The sequence below is a fragment of the Kocuria sp. CH-021 genome (assembly GCF_049716185.1).
In the GTDB taxonomy this organism is placed as follows: Bacteria; Actinomycetota; Actinomycetes; order Actinomycetales; family Micrococcaceae; genus Kocuria; species Kocuria cellulosilytica.
Map to the genome: position 1 here is coordinate 65,838 of NZ_JBNAFK010000014.1, position 23,647 is coordinate 89,484.

Annotated in this window: 19 protein-coding genes; 6 read left to right on the forward strand and 13 right to left on the reverse strand. The window is 73.5% G+C overall.

Annotated features, from left to right (window positions below; translation table 11 throughout):
* The first annotated feature begins 410 nt into the window (after window positions 1-410).
* Together ACPYN7_RS12210 and ACPYN7_RS12215 are read left to right on the forward strand one after the other, a co-directional pair.
* Window positions 411-1,103 carry a response regulator transcription factor gene (locus ACPYN7_RS12210; RefSeq protein WP_058873301.1) on the forward strand — a complete coding sequence of 231 codons (693 nt, stop codon included), beginning with the start codon at window positions 411-413 and terminating at the stop codon, window positions 1,101-1,103.
* Window positions 1,100-2,548 carry an ATP-binding protein gene (locus ACPYN7_RS12215; protein WP_424347822.1) on the forward strand — a complete coding sequence of 483 codons (1,449 nt, stop codon included), beginning with the start codon at window positions 1,100-1,102 and terminating at the stop codon, window positions 2,546-2,548. Before ACPYN7_RS12210 ends, ACPYN7_RS12215 begins: the two co-directional genes overlap by 4 nt.
* A 555-nt stretch (window positions 2,549-3,103) precedes the next feature.
* Here ACPYN7_RS12215 and ACPYN7_RS12220 read toward each other — a convergent pair.
* The 3 genes from ACPYN7_RS12220 to ACPYN7_RS12230 form a co-directional block, all read right to left on the reverse strand.
* Window positions 3,104-3,904, reverse strand: a complete 801-nt coding sequence (locus tag ACPYN7_RS12220; protein ID WP_058873303.1) for a GntR family transcriptional regulator — start codon at window positions 3,902-3,904, stop codon at window positions 3,104-3,106.
* Window positions 3,901-4,902, reverse strand: a complete 1,002-nt coding sequence (locus ACPYN7_RS12225; RefSeq protein ID WP_058873304.1) for a zinc-binding dehydrogenase — start codon at window positions 4,900-4,902, stop codon at window positions 3,901-3,903. The genes ACPYN7_RS12220 and ACPYN7_RS12225 overlap by 4 nt, the downstream gene beginning before the upstream one ends.
* An 86-nt stretch (window positions 4,903-4,988) precedes the next feature.
* Window positions 4,989-5,834 carry an MSMEG_6728 family protein gene (locus tag ACPYN7_RS12230; protein WP_082696976.1) on the reverse strand — a complete coding sequence of 282 codons (846 nt, stop codon included), beginning with the start codon at window positions 5,832-5,834 and terminating at the stop codon, window positions 4,989-4,991.
* A gap of 82 nt (window positions 5,835-5,916) precedes the next feature.
* Here ACPYN7_RS12230 and ACPYN7_RS12235 point away from each other — a divergent pair, with 82 nt between their 5' ends.
* A complete protein-coding gene (locus ACPYN7_RS12235) occupies window positions 5,917-7,317 on the forward strand; it encodes an MFS transporter (protein ID WP_424347823.1) in 1,401 nt (466 codons plus the stop codon).
* A 99-nt stretch (window positions 7,318-7,416) separates the two neighbouring features.
* Here the strand turns inward: ACPYN7_RS12235 and ACPYN7_RS12240 are convergent, their stop codons facing one another.
* The 4 genes from ACPYN7_RS12240 to ACPYN7_RS12255 form a co-directional block, all read right to left on the reverse strand.
* Window positions 7,417-9,090: a thiamine pyrophosphate-dependent enzyme gene (locus ACPYN7_RS12240; protein WP_058873306.1), complete on the reverse strand. Its 1,674-nt coding sequence runs from the start codon at window positions 9,088-9,090 to the stop codon at window positions 7,417-7,419.
* 277 nt (window positions 9,091-9,367) lie between these two features.
* On the reverse strand, window positions 9,368-10,783 hold the full coding sequence (locus tag ACPYN7_RS12245; RefSeq protein ID WP_058873307.1) for a sugar porter family MFS transporter: 1,416 nt from the start codon (window positions 10,781-10,783) through the stop codon (window positions 9,368-9,370).
* Window positions 10,784-10,952: 169 nt separating this feature from the next.
* Window positions 10,953-12,146, reverse strand: coding sequence for an ROK family transcriptional regulator (locus tag ACPYN7_RS12250; protein ID WP_058873308.1), 1,194 nt, complete (start codon window positions 12,144-12,146; stop codon window positions 10,953-10,955).
* A gap of 104 nt (window positions 12,147-12,250) precedes the next feature.
* A complete protein-coding gene (locus tag ACPYN7_RS12255) occupies window positions 12,251-12,583 on the reverse strand; it encodes a glutaredoxin domain-containing protein (protein WP_424347824.1) in 333 nt (110 codons plus the stop codon).
* A 425-nt stretch (window positions 12,584-13,008) separates the two neighbouring features.
* Between ACPYN7_RS12255 and ACPYN7_RS12260 the strand changes: the two genes are divergently transcribed.
* Window positions 13,009-13,842 (forward strand): phosphatase PAP2 family protein, encoded by an 834-nt coding sequence (locus tag ACPYN7_RS12260; RefSeq protein ID WP_424347825.1) that lies wholly within the window; start codon window positions 13,009-13,011, stop codon window positions 13,840-13,842.
* Between the two features lie 121 nt (window positions 13,843-13,963).
* Here ACPYN7_RS12260 and ACPYN7_RS12265 read toward each other — a convergent pair whose 3' ends face one another.
* The 3 genes from ACPYN7_RS12265 to ACPYN7_RS12275 all read right to left on the reverse strand — a co-directional run bounded on the left by ACPYN7_RS12265 (window position 13,964) and on the right by ACPYN7_RS12275 (window position 18,222).
* Window positions 13,964-16,195 (reverse strand): MMPL family transporter, encoded by a 2,232-nt coding sequence (locus ACPYN7_RS12265; RefSeq protein WP_424347826.1) that lies wholly within the window; start codon window positions 16,193-16,195, stop codon window positions 13,964-13,966.
* A 126-nt stretch (window positions 16,196-16,321) separates the two neighbouring features.
* Window positions 16,322-16,711 (reverse strand): universal stress protein, encoded by a 390-nt coding sequence (locus tag ACPYN7_RS12270; protein ID WP_424347827.1) that lies wholly within the window; start codon window positions 16,709-16,711, stop codon window positions 16,322-16,324.
* A 47-nt stretch (window positions 16,712-16,758) separates the two neighbouring features.
* Window positions 16,759-18,222, reverse strand: coding sequence for an APC family permease (locus ACPYN7_RS12275; protein WP_058873312.1), 1,464 nt, complete (start codon window positions 18,220-18,222; stop codon window positions 16,759-16,761).
* Between the two features lie 127 nt (window positions 18,223-18,349).
* On the opposite strand from ACPYN7_RS12275, the gene ACPYN7_RS12280 reads away from it, so the two are divergent.
* Complete coding sequence (locus ACPYN7_RS12280; protein ID WP_424347828.1) at window positions 18,350-19,429, forward strand: nitronate monooxygenase; 1,080 nt, start codon at window positions 18,350-18,352, stop codon at window positions 19,427-19,429.
* 22 nt (window positions 19,430-19,451) lie between these two features.
* Here the strand turns inward: ACPYN7_RS12280 and ACPYN7_RS12285 are convergent, their stop codons facing one another.
* The 3 genes from ACPYN7_RS12285 to ACPYN7_RS12295 form a co-directional block, all read right to left on the reverse strand.
* A complete protein-coding gene (locus ACPYN7_RS12285) occupies window positions 19,452-20,978 on the reverse strand; it encodes a peptide MFS transporter (RefSeq protein WP_424347829.1) in 1,527 nt (508 codons plus the stop codon).
* A gap of 227 nt (window positions 20,979-21,205) precedes the next feature.
* Window positions 21,206-22,045, reverse strand: a complete 840-nt coding sequence (locus ACPYN7_RS12290; RefSeq protein ID WP_424347830.1) for an aldo/keto reductase — start codon at window positions 22,043-22,045, stop codon at window positions 21,206-21,208.
* A 234-nt stretch (window positions 22,046-22,279) separates the two neighbouring features.
* Complete coding sequence (locus tag ACPYN7_RS12295) at window positions 22,280-23,119, reverse strand: SIR2 family NAD-dependent protein deacylase (RefSeq protein WP_424347831.1); 840 nt, start codon at window positions 23,117-23,119, stop codon at window positions 22,280-22,282.
* 112 nt (window positions 23,120-23,231) lie between these two features.
* Here ACPYN7_RS12295 and ACPYN7_RS12300 point away from each other — a divergent pair, with 112 nt between their 5' ends.
* Window positions 23,232-23,618 carry a hypothetical protein gene (locus ACPYN7_RS12300; protein ID WP_058873316.1) on the forward strand — a complete coding sequence of 129 codons (387 nt, stop codon included), beginning with the start codon at window positions 23,232-23,234 and terminating at the stop codon, window positions 23,616-23,618.
* Window positions 23,619-23,647 lie beyond the last annotated feature (29 nt).

Consider the following 23,647-nt stretch of genomic DNA (forward strand, 5'->3'; position numbering starts at 1 on the left):
CCCCACTGACCCCGTCCCCACTGACCCCGTCCCCACTGACCCCGTCCCCACTGACCCCGTCCCCACTGACCCCGTCCCCGCCCCGCCCGTCCGCGCTCGGGCACCGGGGACGGACGGTGTTCTCCACAGGGGTTGTCCCCATCTGTCGACAAGTTGCACCGGTGGAATTCCACACCTGTGATCAACGGTGTGGACAGCGCCGGGGCGGCTTCCACAGCTGTTAATAACGCTGTGGAGAGCGAGCTGTGCACACGGTTCTCCACACCTGTGGACAACTTTGTGCACCGGTTGGGGAGAAGATCGCGGCGCGGCCCGTCCGGAACGGTCTTCTCAACCGATCCTCAGCCCGCGTGCGGAAGACTGGGCCGGGGCGGGACCCTCCGCGCCCACGGACGAGAACGGGAGGACGCGTGCGCGTGCTGCTGGTGGAGGACGAGGCGGACCTCGCGGAGTCGTTGCGCCGCGGCCTCACGAACGAGGGCTTCGTCGTCGACGTCGCCCACGACGGGATCACCGGGGAGTGGCTGGCCCGGGAGAACCCCTACGACGTGGTGGTCCTGGACCTGATGCTGCCGGGCCGGAACGGCTACGCCGTGCTCGAGAACCTGCGGGCCGCCGAGAACTGGGTCCCCGTGCTGATGCTCACGGCCAAGGACGGCGAGTACGACCAGACCGACGCCTTCGACCTCGGCGCCGACGACTACCTCACCAAGCCCTTCAGCTTCCTCGTGCTCGTGGCCCGGCTGCGCGCCCTCATCCGCCGCGGAGCGCCCGAGCGGCCCGTGGTGCTCGCGGTCGGGTCCCTCCGGCTCGACCCCGTCCGCCGGACCGTGACCCGCCGCGGGCAGGCGCTCGAGCTCACCGCGAAGGAGTACGTCATCCTCCAGTACCTGATGCAGAACGCGGAGCAGGTCGTCTCGAAGCACCAGATCATGGACAACGCCTGGGACGCCGGCTTCGAGGGCTCCGAGAACATCGTCGAGGTGTACGTGGGCTACCTGCGCAAGAAGATCGACGCCCCCTTCGGCCTCTCGACGCTGCAGACCGTCCGCGGCATGGGCTACCGACTGGTCGCCGACGAGCCCGGGACACCGGCGGCGTGATCCGCAGCGGAAGGCGTCCCCTCGACCGGTGGGGAGTGCGGGAGCGCAGCACGGCGGCCGCGGCGCTGCTCATCCTCCTCGTGATGGCCGTGGCCGGGGCCGTGCTGCTCGAGGTCCTCAGCCGCGCGGCGGTGGGGGCCGCCCACGACCAGGCCGTGGCCCGCCAGACGGAGATCCTGCGGGACCTGGGTCTGCCGTGGGGGCCGCGCAGCGCCGGGGGCACGGCAGGGGAGACGGCCGTGTTCACGCGGACCGGCCTCGGCGAGCTGATGCTGCGGCTCGGCCGGCCGGGGGTCATCGTGCAGCTCCAGGACGTGGAGGGGCAGGTGGTGGCGGCGTCCCCCGCCAGCGCGCTGGACACGGACCTGTCCGTGCCGGTCCTGGAGCCGGGGGAGTCCTCCGACTCCGCGGCGACCGGGGAGGGGCCGGTGCCCGGGACCGACGACTTCGTGTATGTCGCTCACGGCATGTACATCAACGGGGAGCCCCTGACGCTGACGGTGGCGGTGCCCATGGCGCTGCAGCAGGGCACCCTCCGGACGGTGTCCCTGTTCCTGCTGGTCGGGGGGCCGGCGCTCGCGCTGCTCGGGGCCGCGCTCATGTGGTTCCTCGTCGGCCGCTCCCTCGCCCCGGTGCGGCGCATCACCGGGCAGGTCCGGCGGATCGGGACGGCCCGCCTGGGGGAGCGGGTCGACGTGCCGCCCACCCGGGACGAGATCGCGGAGCTCGCCACCACCATGAACGGGATGCTGGACCGGCTGGAGGCCTCCGACCGCGCCCAGCGCAGGTTCGTCGCGGACGCCTCCCACGAGCTCCGGAGCCCGCTGACCACCCTCACCACCACGATCGAGGTCGCCGCCTCGGACCCGTCCGGGGCGGCGTGGCCGGAGGTCGCCCCCGTGCTCAGGTCCCAGTCCCGCCGGATGGGGCGGCTCGTGGAGGACCTCCTGACCCTCGCCAAGATCGACGACGCCGGACTGCGGCTGCGCACCGCGGACACGGACCTGGACGAGGTGGTCCGGGAGGAGCTCGCCCGGATGCGTCCGGCCTCGCGGCACGAGGTGCGCGTGCAGGTGGACCCCGTGCGGGTGCGCGGGGACGCCAGCCGGCTGCAGCAGGTGGTGCGCAACCTGCTCTCCAACGCGGAGCGGCACGCGGACACCTGGATCGAGGTCTCCCTGCGGGCGGAGGGGGACGAGGCCGTCGTGGACGTGGTCAACGACGGCGACACCATCGCCCCGGAGGACCGGGATCGGGTCTTTGAGCGGTTCGTGCGGCTCGACGACTCCCGGGCGCGGGACACGGGCGGATCCGGACTGGGCCTGGCGATCAGCCGGGAGATCGCCGCGGCCCACGGGGGCACGATCAGCGCGGGCGAGGACCCGCGGGGACACTGCCGCTTCGAGGTGCGCCTCCCGCGGGAGAGCGGGGACGACGGGGGCTGAGCGCCCGGGCGGGCCGGCCACTGCCGTCCAGCGTCCGGCCGCACCTGTTCCCGCTGCTCCGTTCCCGCTGTTCTGTTCCCCCCTCCTCCTCGGGACGGTGCCACCAGGGTGCCCGGCCCGGACGGCACTCCGGTGACCGGAGGGTGGACCGGAGGCGACGGCTGCGCCGCCGGGGACGTCCGCCCGCACGACGACGCCGAGGACCCCGGCACCCGGTGTTCAGCTGCCGTTCGTCGTGGCGCCACCAGGGACTCCTACGGTGGTGCCGGTCGGCAGGAGCCCCCCATTCCTGCTCGGCCGGCACGGGTGCACCCCCGGGCAGCCGTGCCGGATGCCCCAGCCCGCCGACGGGCCGGCTGGGGCATCCGACCGCCCGTCGGCGCAGACGCGCTCAGCCCCGGACGGGATCGGCGGGAGCGCACCCCCGTTCGGTCCCCATCGTGGCGCCAGCCCCGGACCCCGGCCCAGCACCGTGGCCCGGCACCGTGGCCCGGCCCTGCGGCCCGGCACCGTGGCCCGGCCCTGCGGCCCGGCACCGTGGGCCGGCGCCTCGTCTCAGTACCCTGCGGAGGCGGCGTCCCACACCTGCGCGGTGAGCTCCTCGACGCGCTCCGCGGGCGTGCGCCGGGCGAGCAGCGCCTGGGCGACGAGCCGTCGCGCGGTCGAGGCGAGGTGCTCGCGCATGGCGCGCGCCGCCGCCTTCTCGTCGCGGGCGAGCACGGCCCGCACCAGGGCGTCGTGCTCCCGTGCGAGCTCGTCGACGGGCCGCCGCGACGCGGCGGCCACGACGCCCAGGAAGGCCGTGGTGGTGCGCAGCCGCTCGACGAGCTCGAGGGCCTGGGAGTTGCCGGCGAGCAGCAGCAGCAGCCGGTGCAGCCCCTCGTCGGCCCGGGCGGTCGCCTCGAGGTCCCCGGTGCGGGCCGCGTCGTGCATCGTCTGCCACTGGGCCCGGACGCGGTCCAGCTCCTCGGGCCCCGCGAGCCGGGCGGCCCGCCGGGCGGCGGGCACCTCCAGCGCCGTGCGCACCGCGAGGATCTCCGCGACGTCCGTGGGGCTGACCTCGACGATCTCGAAGCCGCGGTTGCGGTGGAACCGGATCAGTCCGGCCTCGCCCAGCCGCAGCAGGCCCTCCCGCACCGGGCTGCGGGAGACGTCCATGGCGGAGGCCAGCTGCTGCACCGAGTACAGCCGCCCGGGCTCCATCTCCCCCGCGGTGATCGCCCGGCGCACCGCGGCCATCACCTGCACGGCGAGCGAGCTCCCGGTCGTGGCGGCGACGGAGGGCAGCGCGGGCAGGGCCGCCCCGGGGCGGCCCTCGTCCGGCGACGGGGCGACGGCGCGGGGTGCGGTGGTCACGGGGTGATCGTCAGCTTGATGTCCCCGGGCCGGTGCTCCTCGGCCCGCTGCATGGCCTCCGCGATCCGTTCGAGGGGGTACTCGGGCCCGAGGCAGTGCTCCACGTCGATCTCGCCCTCGGAGATCCGGCGGAGGGCCTCCCGGAAGGACGTCAGGCCGGGCTCGGCCTGCGCCGCCACGGAGCACTGCAGTCGCAGGTTCTTGCGGAACGCCGTCCACAGCGGGACCTCGGTGGGCCCGTGCCGCTCCGGCAGGCCGAAGAAGCCGACGATGCCCCGGTCGGCCGCGAGCTCCACCGCCTGGTCGCGCAGCACGTCGTGCCCCACGGCCTCGATCACGAGATCGGCCCCACGGCCGCCGGTCACCTCGGCCACGACCGCGGCGAGGTCCTGCTCCGGCACCCGCACGGGGACCGCGCCCAGCCTCCGGGCGACCTCGAGCCTCCCGGCGTCCAGGTCGGAGGCGACGACGTGCTCGAAGCCCAGTCTCCGGGCCTCCTCCACGAAGAACAGCCCGGCGGAGCCCGCGCCCATCACCACGCACGTGTGCGAACGCCGCGCGGGCGTCTCCACGGGCCAGAACTGGCGCATGGCGTAGAGGCAGGTGCCGTACTGCTGCGCCATCATGAGCCGCCGCAGCTGCCGGGAGTCCGCCGGGTCCGTGCCGGCGGGCAGCTCGACGACGTGCAGGTCGTCCAGCAGCTGGAGCTCCGCGAAGCACCCGCCCATCTCGCCCTGGGGGACCGTCAGCACCAGGGCGCCCTCCGGAACCCGCTCCGACCGGGACGCGACCACCACGCCGACCCCCTCGTGGCCGGGGTAGCCGGGGCGGCGCGGCCCCTCTGCGTGGAGCAGCCCGTGGAAGGTCGCGTGCAGGTCGGACCCGCAGATCGAGGCGTGCAGCATGCGCACCACCAGCTGACCGGGCTCCCGGGCCTGCGGGTCGGGCCAGTCGGTGACGGTGATCGTGCCCGTCGCGGGGACGTGGGACCCTCGCATGCGCGCCTCCTCGTGTCGGGCGCGCCGGGCGCCGGTGGGTGACATGCTACCCACGGAGGTGCGTGCGGGACCTGCGTGACGCGGGATTAAACCCGGGGCGCGCCCGCGGCCGCGCCGACGGATCCGGCGGGGACGGCGAAGAGGGGCCGGGGGGACTGCAGCCGGGCCGGGGCCGGCAGCTCCCGGCGCAGGACCCGGTCCCCGCGCTCGAGCTCGAGGGAGAACCCTGCGACGGCGTGGTGGACGTTCTCGCTCAGCACCGTCCGTTCCACCACCTGCTCAGGGCCGGGCGCCCCGTGCAGGAGCAGCACGGGTTCGCCCTCCCGCAGCTCGTGCTCCACCCGGGCCACCGCCTGCATCCAGTGGCTCTCCCGCACACCCTCCGGGACGCGGAACGGCACGAGGACGGCGCCGCCCGCCGCCTCGTGCGCCGCCGGAGCCAGGACCCACGCCCGCCGGCCCTGCGGCGGTTCGGCGGGGGGAGTGCGGCCCTCCGCGGGCACGGGCCACACGTAGTCCAGCCCGGCGGGGTCGTCGGGGAAGACCTCGCGGTAGAACTCCTCGTCCTTGCGCAGCAGGTTCGACCGGTGGGAGCGGTGCAGCGCCTCGTCGCCGAGCCACGGGGGCGGCGGGGCCACGTCGTCGCCGGGACGGCGGTCCCAGGCCTCGGGGGCGAACTCGCGGATCTGCCACCCCGTGCTGTCGGCTCCGCCGCGTGCGGTCCACTCGTCGACCATCGCGCGGCCGTAGGCCACCAGGGCGGGAACGTGCCCCGCCCACATCGCCGTGGCCGGGTGGCGGTACCACCCGTAGCCGGGCACGGTGGCCGCGCGGAGCACCTGCAGGGTCTCCACCCGCTGCTTGCCGAGCCGCTTGCGGTCGAGGACGCGGGCGGAGCGGGCGAAGTCCGGGTACGGGAGGAACGTCTGCACCGCCCCAGTGTCCTACGGATCCGCGGCCGCCACCACCGGAGCGGCCCGTGCGCAGGGGACGGCACAGGGGGACACTGGGGGCATGCCCCTGCCCCGTGCGCTGGAGCCGTTCCGGCTCGGCCGGTACCGCGTGCTCGCCTTCGCGATGTTCCTCAGCGTGTTCGGCACGGGGATGTGGGCGGTGGCCCTCGTGAACCAGGTCCTGCAGCTGGACGGGACGGCCGTGGACCTCTCGGCCGTGACGGCCACGGGCGCCCTCGGCATGCTCGTCTTCGTGCTCGTGGGCGGGATCGCGGCCGACCGCTTCCCCCTGGCCTCGGTGCTGCGCCTCGTCGAGGCGGCCAACCTCCTGACGGCGGCGGCGGTCACCGTCCTGGCCATGGCCGGCGGGCTGCGGATGTGGCAGCTCGCCGCCGCGGCGTTCGTGTTCGGTGCCGGCTTCGGCTTCTTCTACCCGGCCTACTCGGCCTCGCTGCCCCGGATCCTGCCGGCTCGGCAGCTGCTCGCGGCCAACGGGACGGAGGGCACGGCCCGCCCGCTGCTGCAGCAGGCGGCGGGGCCGGCCGTGGCCGGCGTGCTCATCGGGGTGGCCGCGCCCGGTGGTGCACTCGCCCTGATCGCGCTCTGCCACGCGGCCGCGCTCGCCCTGCTGCTGCGCCTGGACGTGCCGGGCCAGGACGCCGGACCGGGCGCAGAGCCCACCGGGGGAGCGGCCGCGGAGCCCGCCGCGGGGCCTGCCGGGGGAGCGGCCGCGGAGCCCTCCGCAGACCCCGCCGGGGTGCCGCGCGCCGGGGCGCCGCTCCCGGCACCCGGCGCCGCGAGCGGTTCCCCGCCGCAGGAGCCCGCCGGCGCGCTCCGCTCCGTGCGGGACGACCTCATGGAGGGCGTGAGCTACACGGTGCGGACCCCGTGGCTGCTGTGGACGCTCCTGTGGGCGGTGCTCGCGGTGTTCCTGCTGCTGGGGCCCCTGGAGGTGCTCGTGCCCTTCCTGGTCCGGGACCGCCTGGGCGGGGACGCCTCCGTGTTCGGCTATCTGCTGGCGTGCTACGGCGGTGCCAGCGCGCTGGCCTCGCTCGTGGTCGCGTCGCTGCCCCTGCCGCGGCGCTATCTCAGCTGGATGATCGTGCTGTGGGGCTTCGGGACGCTGCCCTTCGGTCTCGTCGCCACCACCGACTCGTTCTGGGTCATGGCGCTGTGCCTGGCCTTCGTCGGCGCCGGGGACGGCGCGGGCATGGTGCTGTGGGGCACGCTCCTGCAGCGCCGGGTGCCGCGCCACCTGCTGGGGCGGGTCTCGAGCCTCGACTTCTTCGTCTCGATCGCCCTCATGCCGGTGTCGATGGCGGTCGCCGGGCCCGTGGCCCAGGTGGTGCCGCTGCCGGTGATCTTCTGGACCGTGGCCCTGCTGACCCCGGCACTCGGGCTCGGTGCCCTGTGGGCCGGACGGATGCGCGAGGACGAGCTCGCGCATCCGCTGACCGGCTGAGCGGCACCGCCGCGGGCCACAGGAGCACGGCCGGGGCCGCGTCCCGGGCGGGCGCGGCCCCGCCCGGGACGCCGTGCGGGGCGGTGGACGTCCGGCGGGTCAGTACGCCTTGACGCGCTGCTCCACGATCAGGTGGATCAGGGCGAAGCGGCCCTGCTCGTCGATCGCCTTCAGGGCGGCCTCGAGCGCGCCGGGGATCTCGGCGTCGGTCTCCACGCGCACGCCGTACCCGCCGAAGGCCTCGGCCATGAGGGCGAAGTCAGGGTTGACCAGCTGGGTGCCCGAGACCCGGTGCGGGTAGTCGCGCTCCTGGTGGGTGCGGATCGTGCCGTACTCCTGGTTGTCCATCACGATCACCAGCGGGGTGGCCCCGTACTGGGTGGCGGTGGCCAGCTCCTGGCCGTTCATCAGGAACTCTCCGTCACCGGCGATGGTCACCACCCGCCGGCCGGGGTGGCGCAGGGACGCGGCCACCGCGGAGGGCACCGAGTAGCCCATGGAGCCGTTGCGGGCCGAGATCATCGAGGCGTAGCCGCGGGTGGGGAAGTAGCGGTGGGCCCAGTTGGTGTGCTCCCCGGCCCCGAAGGTCACCATCGCGTCGGCGGGGAGGTCCTTGACCAGCTCGGCCATGAGGGTGTCCATCCGCGCCGGGCCGTCACCGGGGGTGGCGGTGGGGGTGGAGAACTCGACCTGCTGCGCCCGCAGCCGGGCGGTCCACTCCTTCCACGCCTCCTTGGCCGGAAGGTCGATGCGCACCAGGTCGCGGACGAACACGTCGGGCTTGGCCACGATCTGGTAGGACACCGGCCCGGAGCGCCCGCGCAGGGAGGGGTCGATGGTGACCAGGAAGTTCTTCTTGTTCCAGTCCTGGCGGACCAGGAACCCGTTGGTGATCACGTCCCCGGGCACGGTGCCCACGAAGACCAGCAGATCGGTCTCCTCGAGCATGTCGAAGGTCGGCTGGGGGCGGCCGTAGCCGATCGGGCCCACGTAGGAGTCCGAGTCGAACGGGACGGTGCCCTCGGTGCGCCACTCGGCCGCGGCCGGCAGGTGGTGCTCCTCCAGCCAGGTGGTGAGCCCGGCCGCGCCCTCGTGGGTCCAGTCGTTGCCGCCGGTCACGAACAGGGGCTTCTCCGCCGCCGAGAGGGCCTCGCGCAGGGCCTTCCAGTCGTTGACGGTCATCCCGCCGTGGGCCACGGGGATCGGCGGGTGCAGGGTCGCGTCGATCTCGGCCTTGATGATGTCCTCGGGCAGCCCGACCACCACCGGGCCGGGCCGGCCGGAGTTGGCGGCGAACATGGCCTCGGCCACGATCTCGGAGGCCCGCTCGGCGTGGTCGAGGACCATCACCCGCTTGGCCCCGGAGTCGAACCAGGCGTGCGGGTCGAACTCCTGGAAGGCCTCCTTGTCGCGGTGCTCGAAGGGGATCAGGCCCACGAACAGGACCATCGGGGTGGAGTCCTGCCAGGAGGTGTGCAGGCCCACGTGGGCGTTGGCCGCGCCGGGGCCGCGGGTCACCATCGCCACGCCGGGCACGGGGCCCATCTTGCCGTCGGCCTCGGCCATGTAGGCCGCACCGCCCTCGTGGCGGCACACGACCGTCTCGATCGGGGACCGGTGCAGCCCGTCGAGCACGTCCAGGTAGGACTCGCCGGGCACCACGTAGGTGCGCTGCACGCCGTGCGCCACGAGCGTGTCCACGATGACGTGGCCCGCCGACTTGCGGGCAGTGGTCTGTGCGGGGGATGCGGGGTCCGCGGTGGTCTGGGTCAACGTGGGTCCTTTTCGCCGTTGAAAATGGAGTGGTGGGGCTGGGCAGGCCGGAGCCGGGTCGGGGATCCCGGCCTCGCGCAGTTCTCTCGAAAATACCCGATGAAGGGGACGAACCGTGTCCTGGGGGTCACGGAGCGGTAAAGAAGCACGCACGGCGGCCGGGGTGCGCCGTGCGGTCCCGGGCCGGCACGGTGCTCCGTGCGGCCGGGCCCGGGAACGACGACGGCGGTGGTCCTCCCGTGAGGGGAGGTCCACCGCCGACGGTCCTGCGGGACGCTCAGTCCATCATGTCCTCGAGCTCGATGCCGGTGGTCTCACGGACCATCTTGACCGTGAAGAGCAGGGACATCAGCGCGAAGAAGGCGTAGAGACCGTAGGCGACGCCCAGGGAGAAGGCGGCCAGGGCGGGGAAGGTCACGGTGACCAGCCAGTTGGCGATCCACTGCACGAACCCGGCCACGGCCAGCGCGGCGCCGCGGATCCGGTTCGGGAACATCTCGCCCAGCAGGACCCACATCATGGGTCCCCAGGAGACGCCGAAGAAGACCACGAAGAGGTTGGCGGCCACGAGCGCGACCGGGCCGGAGGTCGGGCCGAGATCGGGCTGGCCGTTCACGACGTCCGCGGTGGCGAACACGACCGCGAGGGTGGCCAGCATCAGGGTCATGCCCGCCGAGCCGACGAGCAGGAGCCGGCGCCGTCCCACCTTCTCGACGAGGGCGATCGCCACGATGGTCACCGCGACGTTGACCACGGACGTGATCACGGTGATGGTGAACGAGTTCGACTCGGTGAAGCCCACGGCCTGCCAGAGCACGTTCGAGTAGTAGAAGATCACGTTGATGCCCACGAACTGCTGCAGCGCCGCCAGGCCGATGCCGACCCACACGATGGGCTTGAGGCCGGCCATCCGGCCCCTCAGATCGGACAGCCGGGGCTTGTGCTCGCTGCGGAGGGACTCCTTGATGAGGCGCACGCGTTCGGTCGCCGAGGCTGAGCCCTGCAGGTTGGCCAGCACGGCCTGGGCCTCTTCCGGCCGGCCGTCCTCCACCAGGTAGCGGGGGGACTCCGGGATCGTGAAGGCGCCGATCAGGTAGGCGAGAGCCGGAACGGCCTCCGCCATGAACATCCACCGCCAGGCGTCGAGGCCGAGCCACAGCTCCTCGGTGGAGCCCCCGGCGAGCCCGGCGAGCCAGGCGTCCACGGCGAGGGAGATGAAGATGCCGAGCACGATGCCCATCTGCTGCAGCGAGCCGAGCCGCCCGCGCACCGCGGCGGGGGCGACCTCCGCGATGTAGGCGGGGGCGATGACGGAGGCCACGCCCACGCCGACGCCGCCCACGATGCGCCAGAAGATCAGCCAGCCGAAGCTGTCGACCACGCCGCAGCCGATCGCGCTGACGAGGAAGAGCACCGCGGCGATCTTCATGACGGGGACGCGTCCCAGGGCGTCGGCCACCCGGCCGCCGAAGAAGGCGCCCGCCGCCGCGCCGAGCAGCGCGGAGGCCACGGCGAAGCCGAGGGGGCCCGGGCTGACGCCGAACTCCTCCTGGATCGCGGAGACCGCGCCGTTGATGACGGCGGAGTCGTAGCCGAAGAGGAAGCCGCCGAAGGCGGCGATGATGCTGATCCGGAGGACCGCCGAGGTGTTCGGGTGCTCCTCGACCGTGGGGGTCGTGGCGTCTTGGCTCATCGGACAGCTCCCTTGCTGGTGGGGAGATCGGCGTGGAGCCGGCCCGTGCCGACCGCCGCACCCCGGGGTGGACGCGCCCGCCGACGCCGACGGGTTCTTGTGACGCGGTCCACACTAAAACTCGGTGCGCAGAATGTCCATTAGTCGAAGACGAGCGTGGCGCGGCGCGTCATCCGCCCGGACCGGCCCCGGAGGGCAGCTCCGCGTGCTGCAGCGCGAGGATCACGGCGCCCGCCACGTGCGCCTCGATCCCCAGCCGGGCGGCCTCGATCCGCAGCTCCTGCACGCTGCCGCGCACGCCCTGGCGGGAGACGACCTCGCGCATCGGGGCGAGCAGCAGCTCACCGGCCCGGGCGATCTCACCGCCGACGACCACGAGCTCCGGGTTGATGGTGTTGCACAGGTTGGCCACCGCCGTGCCGAGCAGGCGGCCGGTGTCCCCGATGACCCGTCCGCAGCCCACGTCGCCCGCGAGGGCCGCCGCCACGAGATCGGGCACCGTCAGGTCGGCGCCGTGGGTGGCGGCCAGCAGCTGGGTGACGTCCCGGGAGGAGACGTAGGTCTCGAGGCACCCGCGGTTGCCGCACCGGCACACCCTGCCGTGCTCGTCGACGGTGGTGTGGCCGAGCTCCCCGGCGGACCCGGTGGCGCCGCGGAACAGGGTGCCGTTCAGGATCAGTCCCGCGCCCACGCCGTGGCCGATCTTGAGGTAGGCCATGTGCTGGGCCCCGCGTCCGGCGCCCCGGGCGTGCTCGCCCAGGGCACCCGCGTTGGCGTCGTTCTCGACGACGACGGGCAGCCCGAGCCGGCGGCCGGCCTCCTCGCGCACGTCGATCCCGCTCCACGCGGGCAGGATCGCGCTCGCGCTGACGAGCCGGCCCTCGAGATCCACGGGGGCCGGGAGGGTGAGCCCGGCGGCGAGCAGGCCGGACCGGGGCGTGCCGTGCTCCCGGAGCAGGGCGCCGAGGGTGCGGCCGACCAGCTCGAGGTCCTCGGCGAAGCGGTGCTCGTCGGGCAGCTCGTGGCGCCGCTGGGCGAGGATCCGCTGGTTCAGGTCCGCGACGGCCACCGTGACGTGGCGGTGGCCCACGTCGATGCCGACCACGTGGCCGGCCGAGCTGCGGAAGCCGACGAGCTGGCCGCGGCGGCCGGCACCGTCCGTCTCCATGACGAGCAGTCCGGCGTCGATCAGCTGGTGCACGATGTTGGACACGGTCGAGGGTGCCAGCGCGGTGCGCCGGGAGATCTGGGCCTGGGTCAGATGCCCGTCACGGCGCACCGTGTCGAGCACGCGGCGCTGGTTCGCGTTGCGCAGGGACGTCTGCGAACCGGGCGGAACGGGGAACCCCACGGGCTCGGACATCAGCGCCCTCTTTCACCGGTGAACGTCGAGAGGAATGTCATCCTAATCCGCGTTCACGGCTTGAAGACAGAGGGGCGACCCGGTTTCTCCCGTCCGCAGGGGGCTCAGAGCACCTTGGCGGCCTTCGCGATCAGTGCCCTGGTCGCGGCGACCTGGGCGGGGGAGGCCGCGACGAAGTGCTCGCTGCGGGTCACCACCGTGGGGACGGTGGCGTTGCCGTCGTTGAGGGACTCGACGAACGCGAGGGCGTCCCGGTCCTCCCAGATGTTCGTCCACGCGGCCCGCCCGGCGTCGGCGCCGAGCCCGCGCTCGAGCATGCCGCAGAAGGGGCAGCCGGGCCGCCAGTAGACGGCCACCCCGCCCTCCTGCACGTGCTGCACGGCCTCGGCGTGGGAGAGGGCCGGTCGGGTGCTGCGGGACGGGTCCTTCTTGAACACGGGTGCTCCTCGCGGGTCGGCGGCGGGGTGGGAGTGGCGGCCCAGTCTAGCGGCGCTCGGGACCGGCACGAGCTGTCCCCTGATCGGGGGACAGGTCCCCCGGGTGGTGTCGGACGCCAGTTCCCCGGCGGATGATGCATCCGACGTCCTGATCAGCCTTTGCGGATTGATCACGCACTTCTTCCATGCGGTTCCACGTGGAACGGCACGGAAGAAGAGAGACATCACCCTTTGCCGGATGATGGGCGCGAACAGGGGCCACGAGGGACGCAGAACGTCACACGAACGCCCGGGCAGAGGAATTCCCGGCCGCAAGCTTCATGATTTGTCATTCTCTGTACCGATTCGGGCAATTCTCCCCGAACTCTCTTGCCAACCGGGCGCGCGGGAATCCGGCCGACGTGACGTGTGCCATGGTGGTGGGCATGGCACAACCGGCGCAGCATTCTTCCCCCCGGCCGGCCCGCTCCACCTGGTCCCTCCCCCAGCTGCACCAGTGGGTGGTCGTCCCCTTCATCGTCGTGCTGGCCACGGCGACCGTGGGACGGCTCCTGGTGTACTCCCCGGGGATCGCGGCCCAGGAGACCGAGGTCCTGCACCGGCTCGACGCGGCACGCCTCGGCGTCCTCGACGCCCTGGCGCTCGTGCTGCACCACGCGTTCTCCACCCCCGGGGCGTTCGCGATCATCGCCGCCCTCACGGCCTGGCTCGCCCTCGCGCGCCGGCGCCCGTGGGACGCCGCCGGTTTCGCGGTCACCGCGCTCGCCGGCTGGGCCGCGGTCGGGATGGTGCAGGTCGCCGTCGGCCGCCCCCGGCCGGCGGCCGCGGCGTCCCCGGAGCCGCTCGTCCTCGTGGAGGGCCTCACGTCCTTCCCCTCGGGGCACGCGGGAGCCGCCCTGGCCATCGCGGTGGCCTTCGGCCTCGCCGTGCGCCGGTCGAGGCTCGCCTCCACCGCGCTCGTCGCCGGGCTGGTCACCGCCGTGCTCGTCGGGCTGTCCCGGCTCTACCTGGGCGTGCACTACCCCCTCGACGTCCTCGCGTCCTTCCCCGTCGCGTGGGCCGGCGTCGCCGTGGGCTGCGGGCTCGCCAACCACCTCGTGCCCGCCCTGGCCTACGGATTCGGCTGGCGGCAGGAGGACGCGGTGTGGCACGACGTCGACCAGGAGCCCGTCGCCGCGGGAAACCCCGCGGAGACCGCTCGTCCCGACACCGCCCGGGTGCCGGTCGTGGCCCGGCGGGCGGACCACCGCGCCGCCTGACGCACCGCCCGGCCCGGCCGGGAGGAGCGCCGGCCGCCGGATCGGCAGGGCCGCCCGGGACGCAGGGGCGTCACGGGTCCTGCGGCGGGGGCGCCCGGTGCGACGGCTCGGGCGCCACCGCTCAGGGCTCGGTCCGCCGGTGGAAGGGCCACCAGATGGCCCGGCCGATGTCGTAGGTCAGTGCCGGCACGAGCAGCGACCGGACGATCAGGGCGTCCAGGAGCACGCCGAACGCCACGATGAACGCCAGCTGCACGAGGAACATGATCGGGATGACGGCCAGTGCCGCGAACGTGGCCGCGAGCACGATGCCGGCCGAGGTGATCACCCCGCCGGTGAGGGTCAGTCCCCGGAGGATGCCCGCCCGGGTGCCGTGGACCAGCGTCTCCTCCCGCACCCGGGACATCAGGAAGATGTTGTAGTCGATGCCCAGCGCCACGAGGAAGACGAAGCCGAAGAGCGGGACCGAGGGATCCGCCCCGGGCAGGTCCAGGACGTGGTTGAACACCAGGGCGGAGACGCCCAGGGCCGTGAAGAAGGAGACCACGGTCGTGAGGATCAGCAGCACCGGCGCCAGGACGGAGCGCAGCAGCAGCATGAGGATCAGGGTGATGACCCCGAGGATCACGGGGATGATCAGCGTGCGGTCGGCGATCGAGGTCTCGTTGGTGTCGATGTTCGTCGCCGTGGTGCCGCCCACGAGGATCTCCTCGTCGGCCGCGTGCAGGCTCTCCCGCAGCTCGCGGACGGTCTGCTCGGCCTCCGGGGAGTCGGCGGCGTCGGACAGCGTGGCCTGGAGCTGGTAGAGCCCCTGGGCCTCGGTCGGCTCGGCCCCGGCGAAGGGCCCCGCCGGCGGGGGAGCGTCCTCCCCGAGGGGCAGGGTGCCGGAGGGCGAGTCCGCGGAGACGGCGACGACACCGGCGACCCCCTCGGTGTCCTCGACGACCTCGACCGCGGCGTCCAGGGAACCGGTGGGCACCAGCAGGACCGCGGGGCTGCCGGAACCGCCCGGGAAGTGCTGGGCCAGGGCCTCCTGGCCGTCCCGGGCCTGGGACTCGCCGAGCACGAGCTCGCTCTGCTCCACGCCCGAGGCCTGGAACTGGGTGCTGAACCCGGCGAGGACGAGGAGCACCACCGTGGTCACCACCCAGATCGCCCGCGGGGCCCGGGCCACGAACCGGGCCACCGAGGCCCACACGCCCCGGCCCTCGACGGTCGGGCGGCTGCCGGGACCGTGCTCGACCACGCGCACGCGCTCCGTGCCGGAGGCGTCGTAGCGGGGCCGGAACGGCCAGAAGGCCGCCCGTCCCGTGGCGTGGAGGACGGCGGGCAGGAAGGTCAGGGCCGCCAGGATGGACATGACGATGCCGACGGACGCCACCGGGCCCAGCGCCTTGTTGGAGGCGAGGTCGGACAGCAGCAGGCACAGCAGGCCCGCGATGACGGTGGCGCCGGAGGCGACGATCGGCTCGACCGAGCCCCGGAGGGCCGCCCGGGTGGCGTCCGTCCGTCGCCGGTGGTGCAGCAGGGCGTCCCGGTACCGGGCCGTGTACAGCAGCGAGTAGTCGGTGGCGGCGCCGACCACCAGGATGAACAGGATGCCCTGCACCTGCCCGCTGATGGTCACGAGCTCGTTGGCCGCCAGCCAGTACACGACCAGGATCGCGGCGCTGAGGGCGAAGACGGACGTGAGCAGCACCAGGACGGGCAGCACGGGGGACCGGTACACCACGAGGAGGATCACGAAGACCACGGCCAGGGCCACGCCCAGCAGGAGCCCGTCGATGCCGGCGAAGCCGGCCACGAGATCGGCCGTGAAGCCGGCGGGGCCCGTGACGTAGCTCTGCAGGCCCTCGGGGCGGTCCTGCTCGAACCGGTCCGCGAGGGCCTCGACGTCGTCGACGACCTCGCCGTCGGGCAGGGGCACGACGAGCTGGAAGGCCTCCCCGTCCTCCGACGGGATCAGCGGCGAGGTCTGGCCCTCGGCGAGGCCGCTCTCCTGCACGGCGGCGGCGGCCTCCTCGGTCCACGCCCGGTCCGCGTCGTCGAGCCCGCCCTCCCGGACGAGGAGGACGATCGCCGGGATCGCCTCCGAGTCCCGGAACTCGCTCTGCAGCCGCGTGACCTGCGTGGACTCGGTGGACTCGGGCAGGAAGCTGGACTGGTCGTTGGTGGAGACCTCGGAGATCTTCCCGAAGTAGGGCCCGCCCACGCCCGCCACCGCGAGCCACCCCACGATCAGCAGCGCCGGCAGCAGGATCCGCAGCAGCGTGGCCCAGCGGGGACGCCGGGGCGGCTCGGGGGCCTCGGCCCAGGGGGCAGGGCGGGATGCAGGAGGGGCCGAGGTGGTCATGGCGGGCCTTTCGGGTGCGGCTGGAACAGGTCGGAGCCGCGGAGACCGACGGACCCCCGCGCGGGACCGGAGGCGCCGGGGTCTGGGACCAGCCTAATATTTCGAAAACAGAAATAAAATCCCGGATCAGTCGTAGACGGCCTTGACGCACAGCACCGGGCAGGGGCTCTCGAGCAGGACGCGCTGGGCCGTGCTGGCCATGATGATCTTGCCCACGGGCGAGCGCCGCCGGATGCCCAGCACGATGAGCTCGGCCCGGGAGTCACGGGCGGTGTCGAGGATGACGTCGGCGGGGTCGCTGTCGTGCTCGGGCTCCCGCAGCTCGTAGCGCAGCCCCGAGCGGGTGAGCTTCTCCTGCTCCACGTCGATGTCCGCGCCGATCTCGGGGGGCTGGTGGCGCTTCGGCCGCGGCTGCACCACCACCAGGTCGGTGCCGCGGCGCTCGGCCTCCAGGATGGCCGCGTCCAGGGCGGCGTGTCCGGGGGCGGTGGGCATGTATCCGACGACGACGGTCACGGGTTCTCCTCGGGTAGCGGCGCGGCAGGGGGCGGTGGACGGCCGGCTCAGGGGCCGCGGTGCGGGTCGGTCCCCTCGGGTTCGTCCTCCATGCGGGCGAGGTCCTCCGGGTGCTCGAACCGGACCTTGCGGCCGAGGAACAGGCGGTCGTAGAGGAAGTTGACGAGCCACAGGGCCAGCCCGATCAGCAGCAGGACCACGGCGATCTGGTACTCGATGAGGTCCTGGGCCCACGGCCCCACGAGATAGGCGCAGGTGATGGCGCCCAGGTAGGGCAGGACCCGGGGGGCGTGGAAGTAGTCGTGGGTGGGGGAGTGGTCCTTCCGCAGGATGATCGCCGCGATGTTGACGATGGTGAACACGCCCAGGAGCAGGAGGGCCGTGGTGCCGCCGAGGGCGCTGGCCGTGCCGCTGCCCAGGAGGTTGTTGATCACGACGATCAGGGCCATCGCCAGGAGGGTCGTGAACACGATGGCCGACCAGGGGGTGCGCCGGCCGCGCAGCACGTGGCCCAGGAAGTCCGGCAGCACGCCCTGGCGGGACATGCCGTAGAGCAGCCGGGAGGCCATGAGCATGTTGATCAGGGCGGTGTTCGCCACGGCGAAGATCGTCAGGAACGGATAGATGGTGTCGATCGGGATGTTCGGGGCCCCGATCCGGACCATGTCCAGCAGCGGCGTGGTGGACTCGCCGAGCACCCCGATGGGCACCACCGCCACGGTGAAGATGGACACCAGGATGTAGACGACGCCTGTCAGGCCCAGGCCGAAGAGCATCACCCGCGGGAAGTCGCGGCTGGGGTTCTTGGTCTCCTCGACCATGTTCACGGAGTCCTCGAAGCCCACGAAGGAGAAGAAGGCGAGCGAGGTCACGGCGGTCAGCGCGAGGAAGATGCCCTTGTCCTCGGAGGTCTCGAAGACCATCGTCTGGCTGAAGTCGGCCTGGCCCTGGAAGGACGCCCAGAAGCCCACGAGGATCACGATGAGCAGCCCGGTGAGCTCGATGGACGTCAGCACCACGTTGAAGGCGAGACCCTCGGTGACGCCGCGGATGTTGATGGCGCACAGGATCGCGATGAAGACCACGGCGATCACGGTGATGGTCGTGGTGGTCACCTCGAGGCCGAAGCCGCGGGCGAAGTTCGACGCCACGGCCGAGGCGGCCGTCGAGGCGGAGGTCAGGCCCGAGCTGAGCACCGCGAACGTCACCAGGAAGGTGACGAAGTGGACGCCGAACGCCTTGTGCGTGTACAGCGCGGCACCCGAGGCGCCGGGGTACTTGGTCACGAGCTCGAGGTAGGAGAACGCCGTGATGGTGGCGACGATGAACGCCACGAGGATCGGGGCCCAGGCAGCACCACCGATCTCGCCGGCGATGTTGCCGGTCAGGGCGTACACGCCGGTGCCGAGGATGTCGCCGACGATGAACAGCAGGAGCAGGCCGGGGCCCATGACGCGCTTGAGCTCGGGCTGCGGGCGGGACCGGGTCTTGGAGTCGGCGGACTGGGCCATCGGATGCCTCGAATCGGTGGTGTCGGGCGGCGGACCTCGGCGGCGGGTGATCGTGGCCACAGCCTATGCCACGTCCTGTGCCGCGCCCAGGGGTGACGCGCCCCCTCCGTCTGCCTAGCCTGGTGGCATGGTGAGCACCCCGTACCTCTTCCGGCTGAACGACCTGTCCGTCCCGTTCGTGGGCGCGCCCATGGCCGGAGGGCCCTCGACCCCCGCGCTCGCCGCGGCCGTCACGGCCGCCGGCGGACTGGGGTTCCTGGCCGCGGGCAACCGCCCGGTGGACGGCGTCCGCGCCGACGTCGAGACGGTGCGGGAACTGACCGAGGGCCCCTTCGGCGTGAACCTGTTCGTCCCGCAGGCGGCGAACACCGCGGCGCCCGGGACGGCGGTCGATCCCGCCGTGCACCTGTCCGTCGGGGCCTACCGGGAGGCCCTGCAGGACACGGCCCGCCGGTACGGCGTGGAGCTGCCGGACACGGACCCGGCCGACGACGACGGATGGGCGGCCAAGCTCGAGCTCGTGGAGGAGCTGCGGGTGCCGGTCGTCTCCTTCACCTTCGGGCTGCCGGCGGCCCCCGTGCTGGAGCGGCTCGCGGCGGCGGGTGTTGCGACGTCCGTCACGGTGACCTCGGTGCCGGAGGCCGAGGCCGCGGTGCGGGCCGGCGCCCACCTGCTGACGGTGCAGGGCCCGGCCGCCGGCGGGCACCGGGGCACCCACCGCACGGAGGACGTCCCGGGCGAGGAGCCCCTGGCCGAGCTCGTCGCCGCGGTCCGCGCCGCCGTGGAGGTCCCGCTCGTGGCCGCGGGCGGCATCGCCTCGGCGGCGGAGGCGGACGCGGCCCGGGCCGCCGGCGCGGACGCCGTCCAGGTCGGCACGCTGCTGCTGCGCACGCCCGAGGCGGGGACCTCCGCCGCGTACCGGGACGCCCTCGGCTCGGGCCGCTACACGGAGACCGCCGTGACCCGGGCGTTCTCGGGCCGGTTGGCGCGGGGCGTGCGCAACGGCTTCGTCGAGCGCTTCACGAGCATTGCTCCAGCGGCATATCCGCAGGTCAACCAGTTGACGAAGCCCATCCGGGCGGCTGCGGCCGCGGCCGGGGACCCCGAGGCCATCTCTCTGTGGGCCGGCCCGCACTTCGCGGCCGCCCGGGAGGTCCCCGCCGCGGAGGTCGTGCGGGACGTCGTCGGCGGCCCGTCCGGCCCCTGACAGCGGGTGCCCGTCCCGGCCGTCAGCGCACTCCGCGCATCATCCGCCGGATCCAGCGGGACAGCACGAGCAGGGTGGCGCCGATGACGATCGTGACGGCGCCCAGGATCCCGAAGTACGCCGCCTCAGTCTGCTCGCTGTAGTAGCCGGCCAGCGCGCCGGACAGGGCCGTGCCCAGGGCCACCGACAGGTAGAAGAGGGCGACCATCAGCACGGGATAGGCCCGCGGGGCCAGCCGGGTGGACAGGGACAGGCCCACCGGGGAGACCATCAGCTCGCCCAGGGTGGCGACCAGCAGGATCAGCGCGGCCCACAGGACGGGCACCGAGGACACCCCGACCATGGGCAGGAAGATCAGGAACGCCGATCCCATCAGCACGATGCCGAGGCCGAACTTGGTGGGCGTGCCGGGCTGGCGGTCGCCCAGCCTCGTCCACAGCACCGCGAACACCGGCGCGAGCAGGATGATGAAGAAGGGATTGAAGGACTGGACCCACGAGATCGGCATGGTCCAGTCGCCGAGCGCGCGGTCCAGCCGGGTGTCCGAGTAGATCGTGATCACCGTGAACTGCTGCTGGAACAGCGCCCAGAAGGCGGCCGAGCCGATGAACAGCGGGATGAACGCCCGCACGCGGGAGCGCTCGTCGTCGTCGACCTTCCTGCTCGTGAGCAGGAGGGCGAACAGCGCCACGGCCGCCACCACGATCACGCCCACGACCACGTCGGCCAGGTTGGCCGCGTTCAGCGCCCCCGTGAGGACGGCGGCCACGACGACGACGACGGCGGCCACGGCGATCCCCGCCCACTTCCCGTACTGCTCGCGCGGCAGGGGGTTGGGCACGTGGTGGACCTCGTCGGGGAGCCGCCGGCGGCCCAGTGCGTACTGGGTCAGGCCGAAGGCCATGCCGACCGCGGCCAGGCCGAAGCCCAGGTGGAAGCCCCAGGTCTTCTGCGCGAAGCCCGTCAGGAGCGGTCCGAGGAGCCCGCCGATGTTCACGCCCATGTAGAAGATCGAGAAGCCGGCGTCGCGGCGGGGGTCCTGGCGGTCGTAGAGGGCGCCCACCAGGTTGGTGATCGTGGCCTTGAGCCCGCCCGAGCCGATCGCGATGAGGATCAGGCCCGCCGTGAGCCCCGCGACCGCGGGGACGAGCGCGAGCGAGACGTGCCCGGCCATGATGAGCACGCCGCTGACGAACATCGTCCGCTCGGAGCCCAGCAGCCGGTCGGCCACCCACCCGCCCAGGATGGCGAACAGGTAGACGGCGCCGCCGTAGGCGCCCACGATGCCCGCGGCCGTGGCGCGGTCGATGCCCAGTCCGCCCTCGGTCGCGGCGAAGTACATGTACAGCAGGACGATGCCCTGCATGCCGTAGAAGGAGAAGCGCTCCCACAGCTCGACGCTGAACAGGTTCGCCAGCATGCGGGGCTGGCCGAAGAACGTCTTCTCGTCGGGGCGGGGCAGGTCCGCGCCGGGGATGTTGTCGGGGTTGCCGTGCGGAGCGGTGGCGCTGGTGGTGCCGTCGCCCGCACGGGACGTGTCGTGGTTCATGACCATCATGGTTCACCCGCCGGCGCGGTTCGCGCCAATCGGCGCGCGGAGCCCGGCGCTCGGACTCCGGCGGGCGGCCCCGCCGCGCGCCCGTGCCGTCCGTCCCGGTCGGTGCCGCCACGGACGGCGCCCGGGGCGACGGTGCTCCCGCCGCCGCCCCGGTCGTCACGCCCGGGTCGTCGCGCCCCGGTCGTCACGCCCCGGTCGTCACCGGGAGGAGCCCCGGATCAGTTGAAGTCCTTCGGGTCCGCGCCGATCCGCCCTCCGTTGTCGAGGCCGTTGATCGCCTGGACGTCCTCGTCGTCCAGGCGGACGTCGAGGGCCGCGTAGTTCTCGCGGATCCGCTCCGGGGTGACGGTCTTGGGGAAGACCACGTTGCCGATCGCCAGGTGCCAGGCGATGATGACCTGCCCCGGGGTGGCGCCGTGCTTGCGGGCGATCGAGCTGATCACCGGGTCCTTGAGCAGGTCGCCGCCCTGGCCCAGCGGGGACCACGCCTCGGTGAGGATGCTGTGGGAGGCGTTGAAGTCCCGCAGCGCGGCCTGGTTGAAGTACGGGTGCAGCTCCACCTGGTTCACCACGGGGACCACGCCCGTCGCGTCGATGATCTCCTGCAGCTCCTCGCGGGGGAAGTTGGAGACGCCGATGGACCGGGCCTTGCCGCTGTCGCGGATCTCCTGGAGCGCCTTCCAGGTCTCCACGTACTTGCTGCGCTGCGGCGTGGGCCAGTGGATGAGGTAGAGGTCGACGTGGTCCAGGCCGAGGCGCTCCAGGGAGGCGTCGATCGCCTTCAGGGCGGCGTCGTGGCCGTGGTCGTCGTTCCAGAGCTTGGTGGTCACGAAGATCTCGTCGCGCGGGACGCCGCTCTTCGCGATCGCCCGGCCCACGCCCTCCTCGTTGCCGTAGATCATGGCGGTGTCGATGTGGCGGTAGCCGGCCTCGAGGGCCTGGCCCACCACGTCCTCGGCGATGTCGGCGTCGACCTGCCACACGCCGTAGCCGAGCTGCGGGATGGTGTGGCCGTCGTGCAGGGGGAGGGTCGGGGACTGCGTCGTGGACTGGGTCATGGACCGTGCCTTTCGTGGAGGGACAGCCCGGGGCTGTCGGGGAGGGCCGGGAGCAGGGCGACCGGCCCGGTGTCCGTCGATCAGTCTCCGCCCGCCGCCGCGCGCTGACAAGAAGGACAGCGTGCTTTCTGCTCTCAGCAATCGGTCCCCGGGCCGTCGCTCCCGGGCCGTCGGTCCCGGGCCGTCGATCCCCGGGCGGTCGGTCCCCGGTGCTCAGCAGCAGGCGGCCGGCGGTCAGTGGGTGGTGCGCGAAGGCGGGGCCGACGGGGGCCGGTCGTCCCGCGGGGGCAGCAGGCGGGGCAGGGCCTCGGCGGCCCCGGCCCGCACGGTGTGGTCCGCGTGCGGGGTGAGCACGGTGTCCTCGGGGTTGATCTCGACCACGGGCGTGCCCTGGCCGGCGGCGAGGAGCGGCAGGGACGCGGCGGGCTGCACGAGTCCGGAGGTGCCCACGACGAGCACGAGGTCCGCCGCCGCGACGGCCGAGGCGGCCCGGTCCACGGCCCCCTCCGGCAGCAGCTCGCCGAACCACACGACCCCGGGCCGCACCGGCCCGCCGCAGGCGCGGCACGCCGGGGGCAGCACGCGGGCGGGCTCCTCGGGCAGGGGCTCCCCGGCGCCGGGCGGCGACTCCGGGCCGTCCGGCGCCGCCAGGCCGGGGACGAGGTGCTCCGGGAACGGGGCGTCGCAGACGGAGCAGCGGAACGCGAACAGGCTGCCGTGCAGGTGGGCGAGCACCGTGGAGCCCGCCTGCTCATGGAGGTCGTCGACGTTCTGGGTGACCACGTGGACGTGGGCCCGGTCCGCCCACCGGGCGACCGCCCGGTGCCCGGCGTTCGGGCGGAGCCGGCGCAGCTGACGGGCCCGCCAGAGGTACCAGGACCAGACGAGCTCCGGATCGGCGTCCCACGCCTCGGGGGTGGCCAGCTCCTCGGGGGACCAGCGCGCCCACAGCCCGGTGCCGGCGTCGCGGAAGGTGGGCACCCCGCTCTCCGCCGACATCCCGGCGCCGGAGAGCACGGTCACGGTGCGGGCGGAGCGCGCCAGCTCGAGCAGCCCGGGGTCGAGGTCGTCCATGCCGCTGACGGTATACGCCAGGAGGCGCCCCGGCCAGGGCTCCCGGCGCCGCACCGGAGAAACGCCCGGCCGCGTTGGTCGATCCCCGCGCGCGCGTGGTGGAATGGAAACCATGAAGTTCAACGTCCAGCGCGTTCTGACCCCCGCCTACCTGACCTCCATCGCCCTCGTCGTGGTCGGAGTGGTCCTCGCCCTGGCGTGGTACCCCAGGACGGCATGGGTGTTCGTGCTCGCCGGCCTCGCGCTCAACGCGATGGCCGTGTCCGTCACCGAGATCAACGACGCCCCGCGCGCGCCCGGCGCGACCGCACGCCGCCGTCCGTCCCTGCCCTCCCGTCGCACCGGCGCCGGCCAGCACGGCGGCGAGCACGGGGACCGGGGGCCCACGAGCCCCTCCGAGCAGGCCGAGGGCGGGGCGGCCGTCGAGCCGGAGGCCGAGACGCAGGCCACCCCGGTCGTCCCCTCGGCGGGGTCGAGCTCCCTGAAACCGCGGCGCTGACACCGGGCGGACCCGTTCCGGGGTCCGCA

Bases quoted from the DNA above. Each gene is read 5' to 3' on its own strand.
- ACPYN7_RS12225 (WP_058873304.1), bottom strand. From the start codon at position 4,902: ATGCGAGGGTCCCACGTCCCCGCGACGGGCACGATCACCGTCACCGAC.
- ACPYN7_RS12235 (WP_424347823.1), top strand. From the start codon at position 5,917: ATGCCCCTGCCCCGTGCGCTGGAGCCGTTCCGGCTCGGCCGGTACCGC.
- ACPYN7_RS12245 (WP_058873307.1), bottom strand. From the start codon at position 10,783: ATGAGCCAAGACGCCACGACCCCCACGGTCGAGGAGCACCCGAACACC.
- ACPYN7_RS12250 (WP_058873308.1), bottom strand. From the start codon at position 12,146: ATGTCCGAGCCCGTGGGGTTCCCCGTTCCGCCCGGTTCGCAGACGTCC.
- ACPYN7_RS12260 (WP_424347825.1), top strand. From the start codon at position 13,009: ATGGCACAACCGGCGCAGCATTCTTCCCCCCGGCCGGCCCGCTCCACC.
- ACPYN7_RS12265 (WP_424347826.1), bottom strand. From the start codon at position 16,195: ATGACCACCTCGGCCCCTCCTGCATCCCGCCCTGCCCCCTGGGCCGAG.
- ACPYN7_RS12275 (WP_058873312.1), bottom strand. From the start codon at position 18,222: ATGGCCCAGTCCGCCGACTCCAAGACCCGGTCCCGCCCGCAGCCCGAG.
- ACPYN7_RS12280 (WP_424347828.1), top strand. From the start codon at position 18,350: ATGGTGAGCACCCCGTACCTCTTCCGGCTGAACGACCTGTCCGTCCCG.
- ACPYN7_RS12285 (WP_424347829.1), bottom strand. From the start codon at position 20,978: ATGAACCACGACACGTCCCGTGCGGGCGACGGCACCACCAGCGCCACC.
- ACPYN7_RS12290 (WP_424347830.1), bottom strand. From the start codon at position 22,045: ATGACCCAGTCCACGACGCAGTCCCCGACCCTCCCCCTGCACGACGGC.
- ACPYN7_RS12295 (WP_424347831.1), bottom strand. From the start codon at position 23,119: ATGGACGACCTCGACCCCGGGCTGCTCGAGCTGGCGCGCTCCGCCCGC.
- ACPYN7_RS12300 (WP_058873316.1), top strand. From the start codon at position 23,232: ATGAAGTTCAACGTCCAGCGCGTTCTGACCCCCGCCTACCTGACCTCC.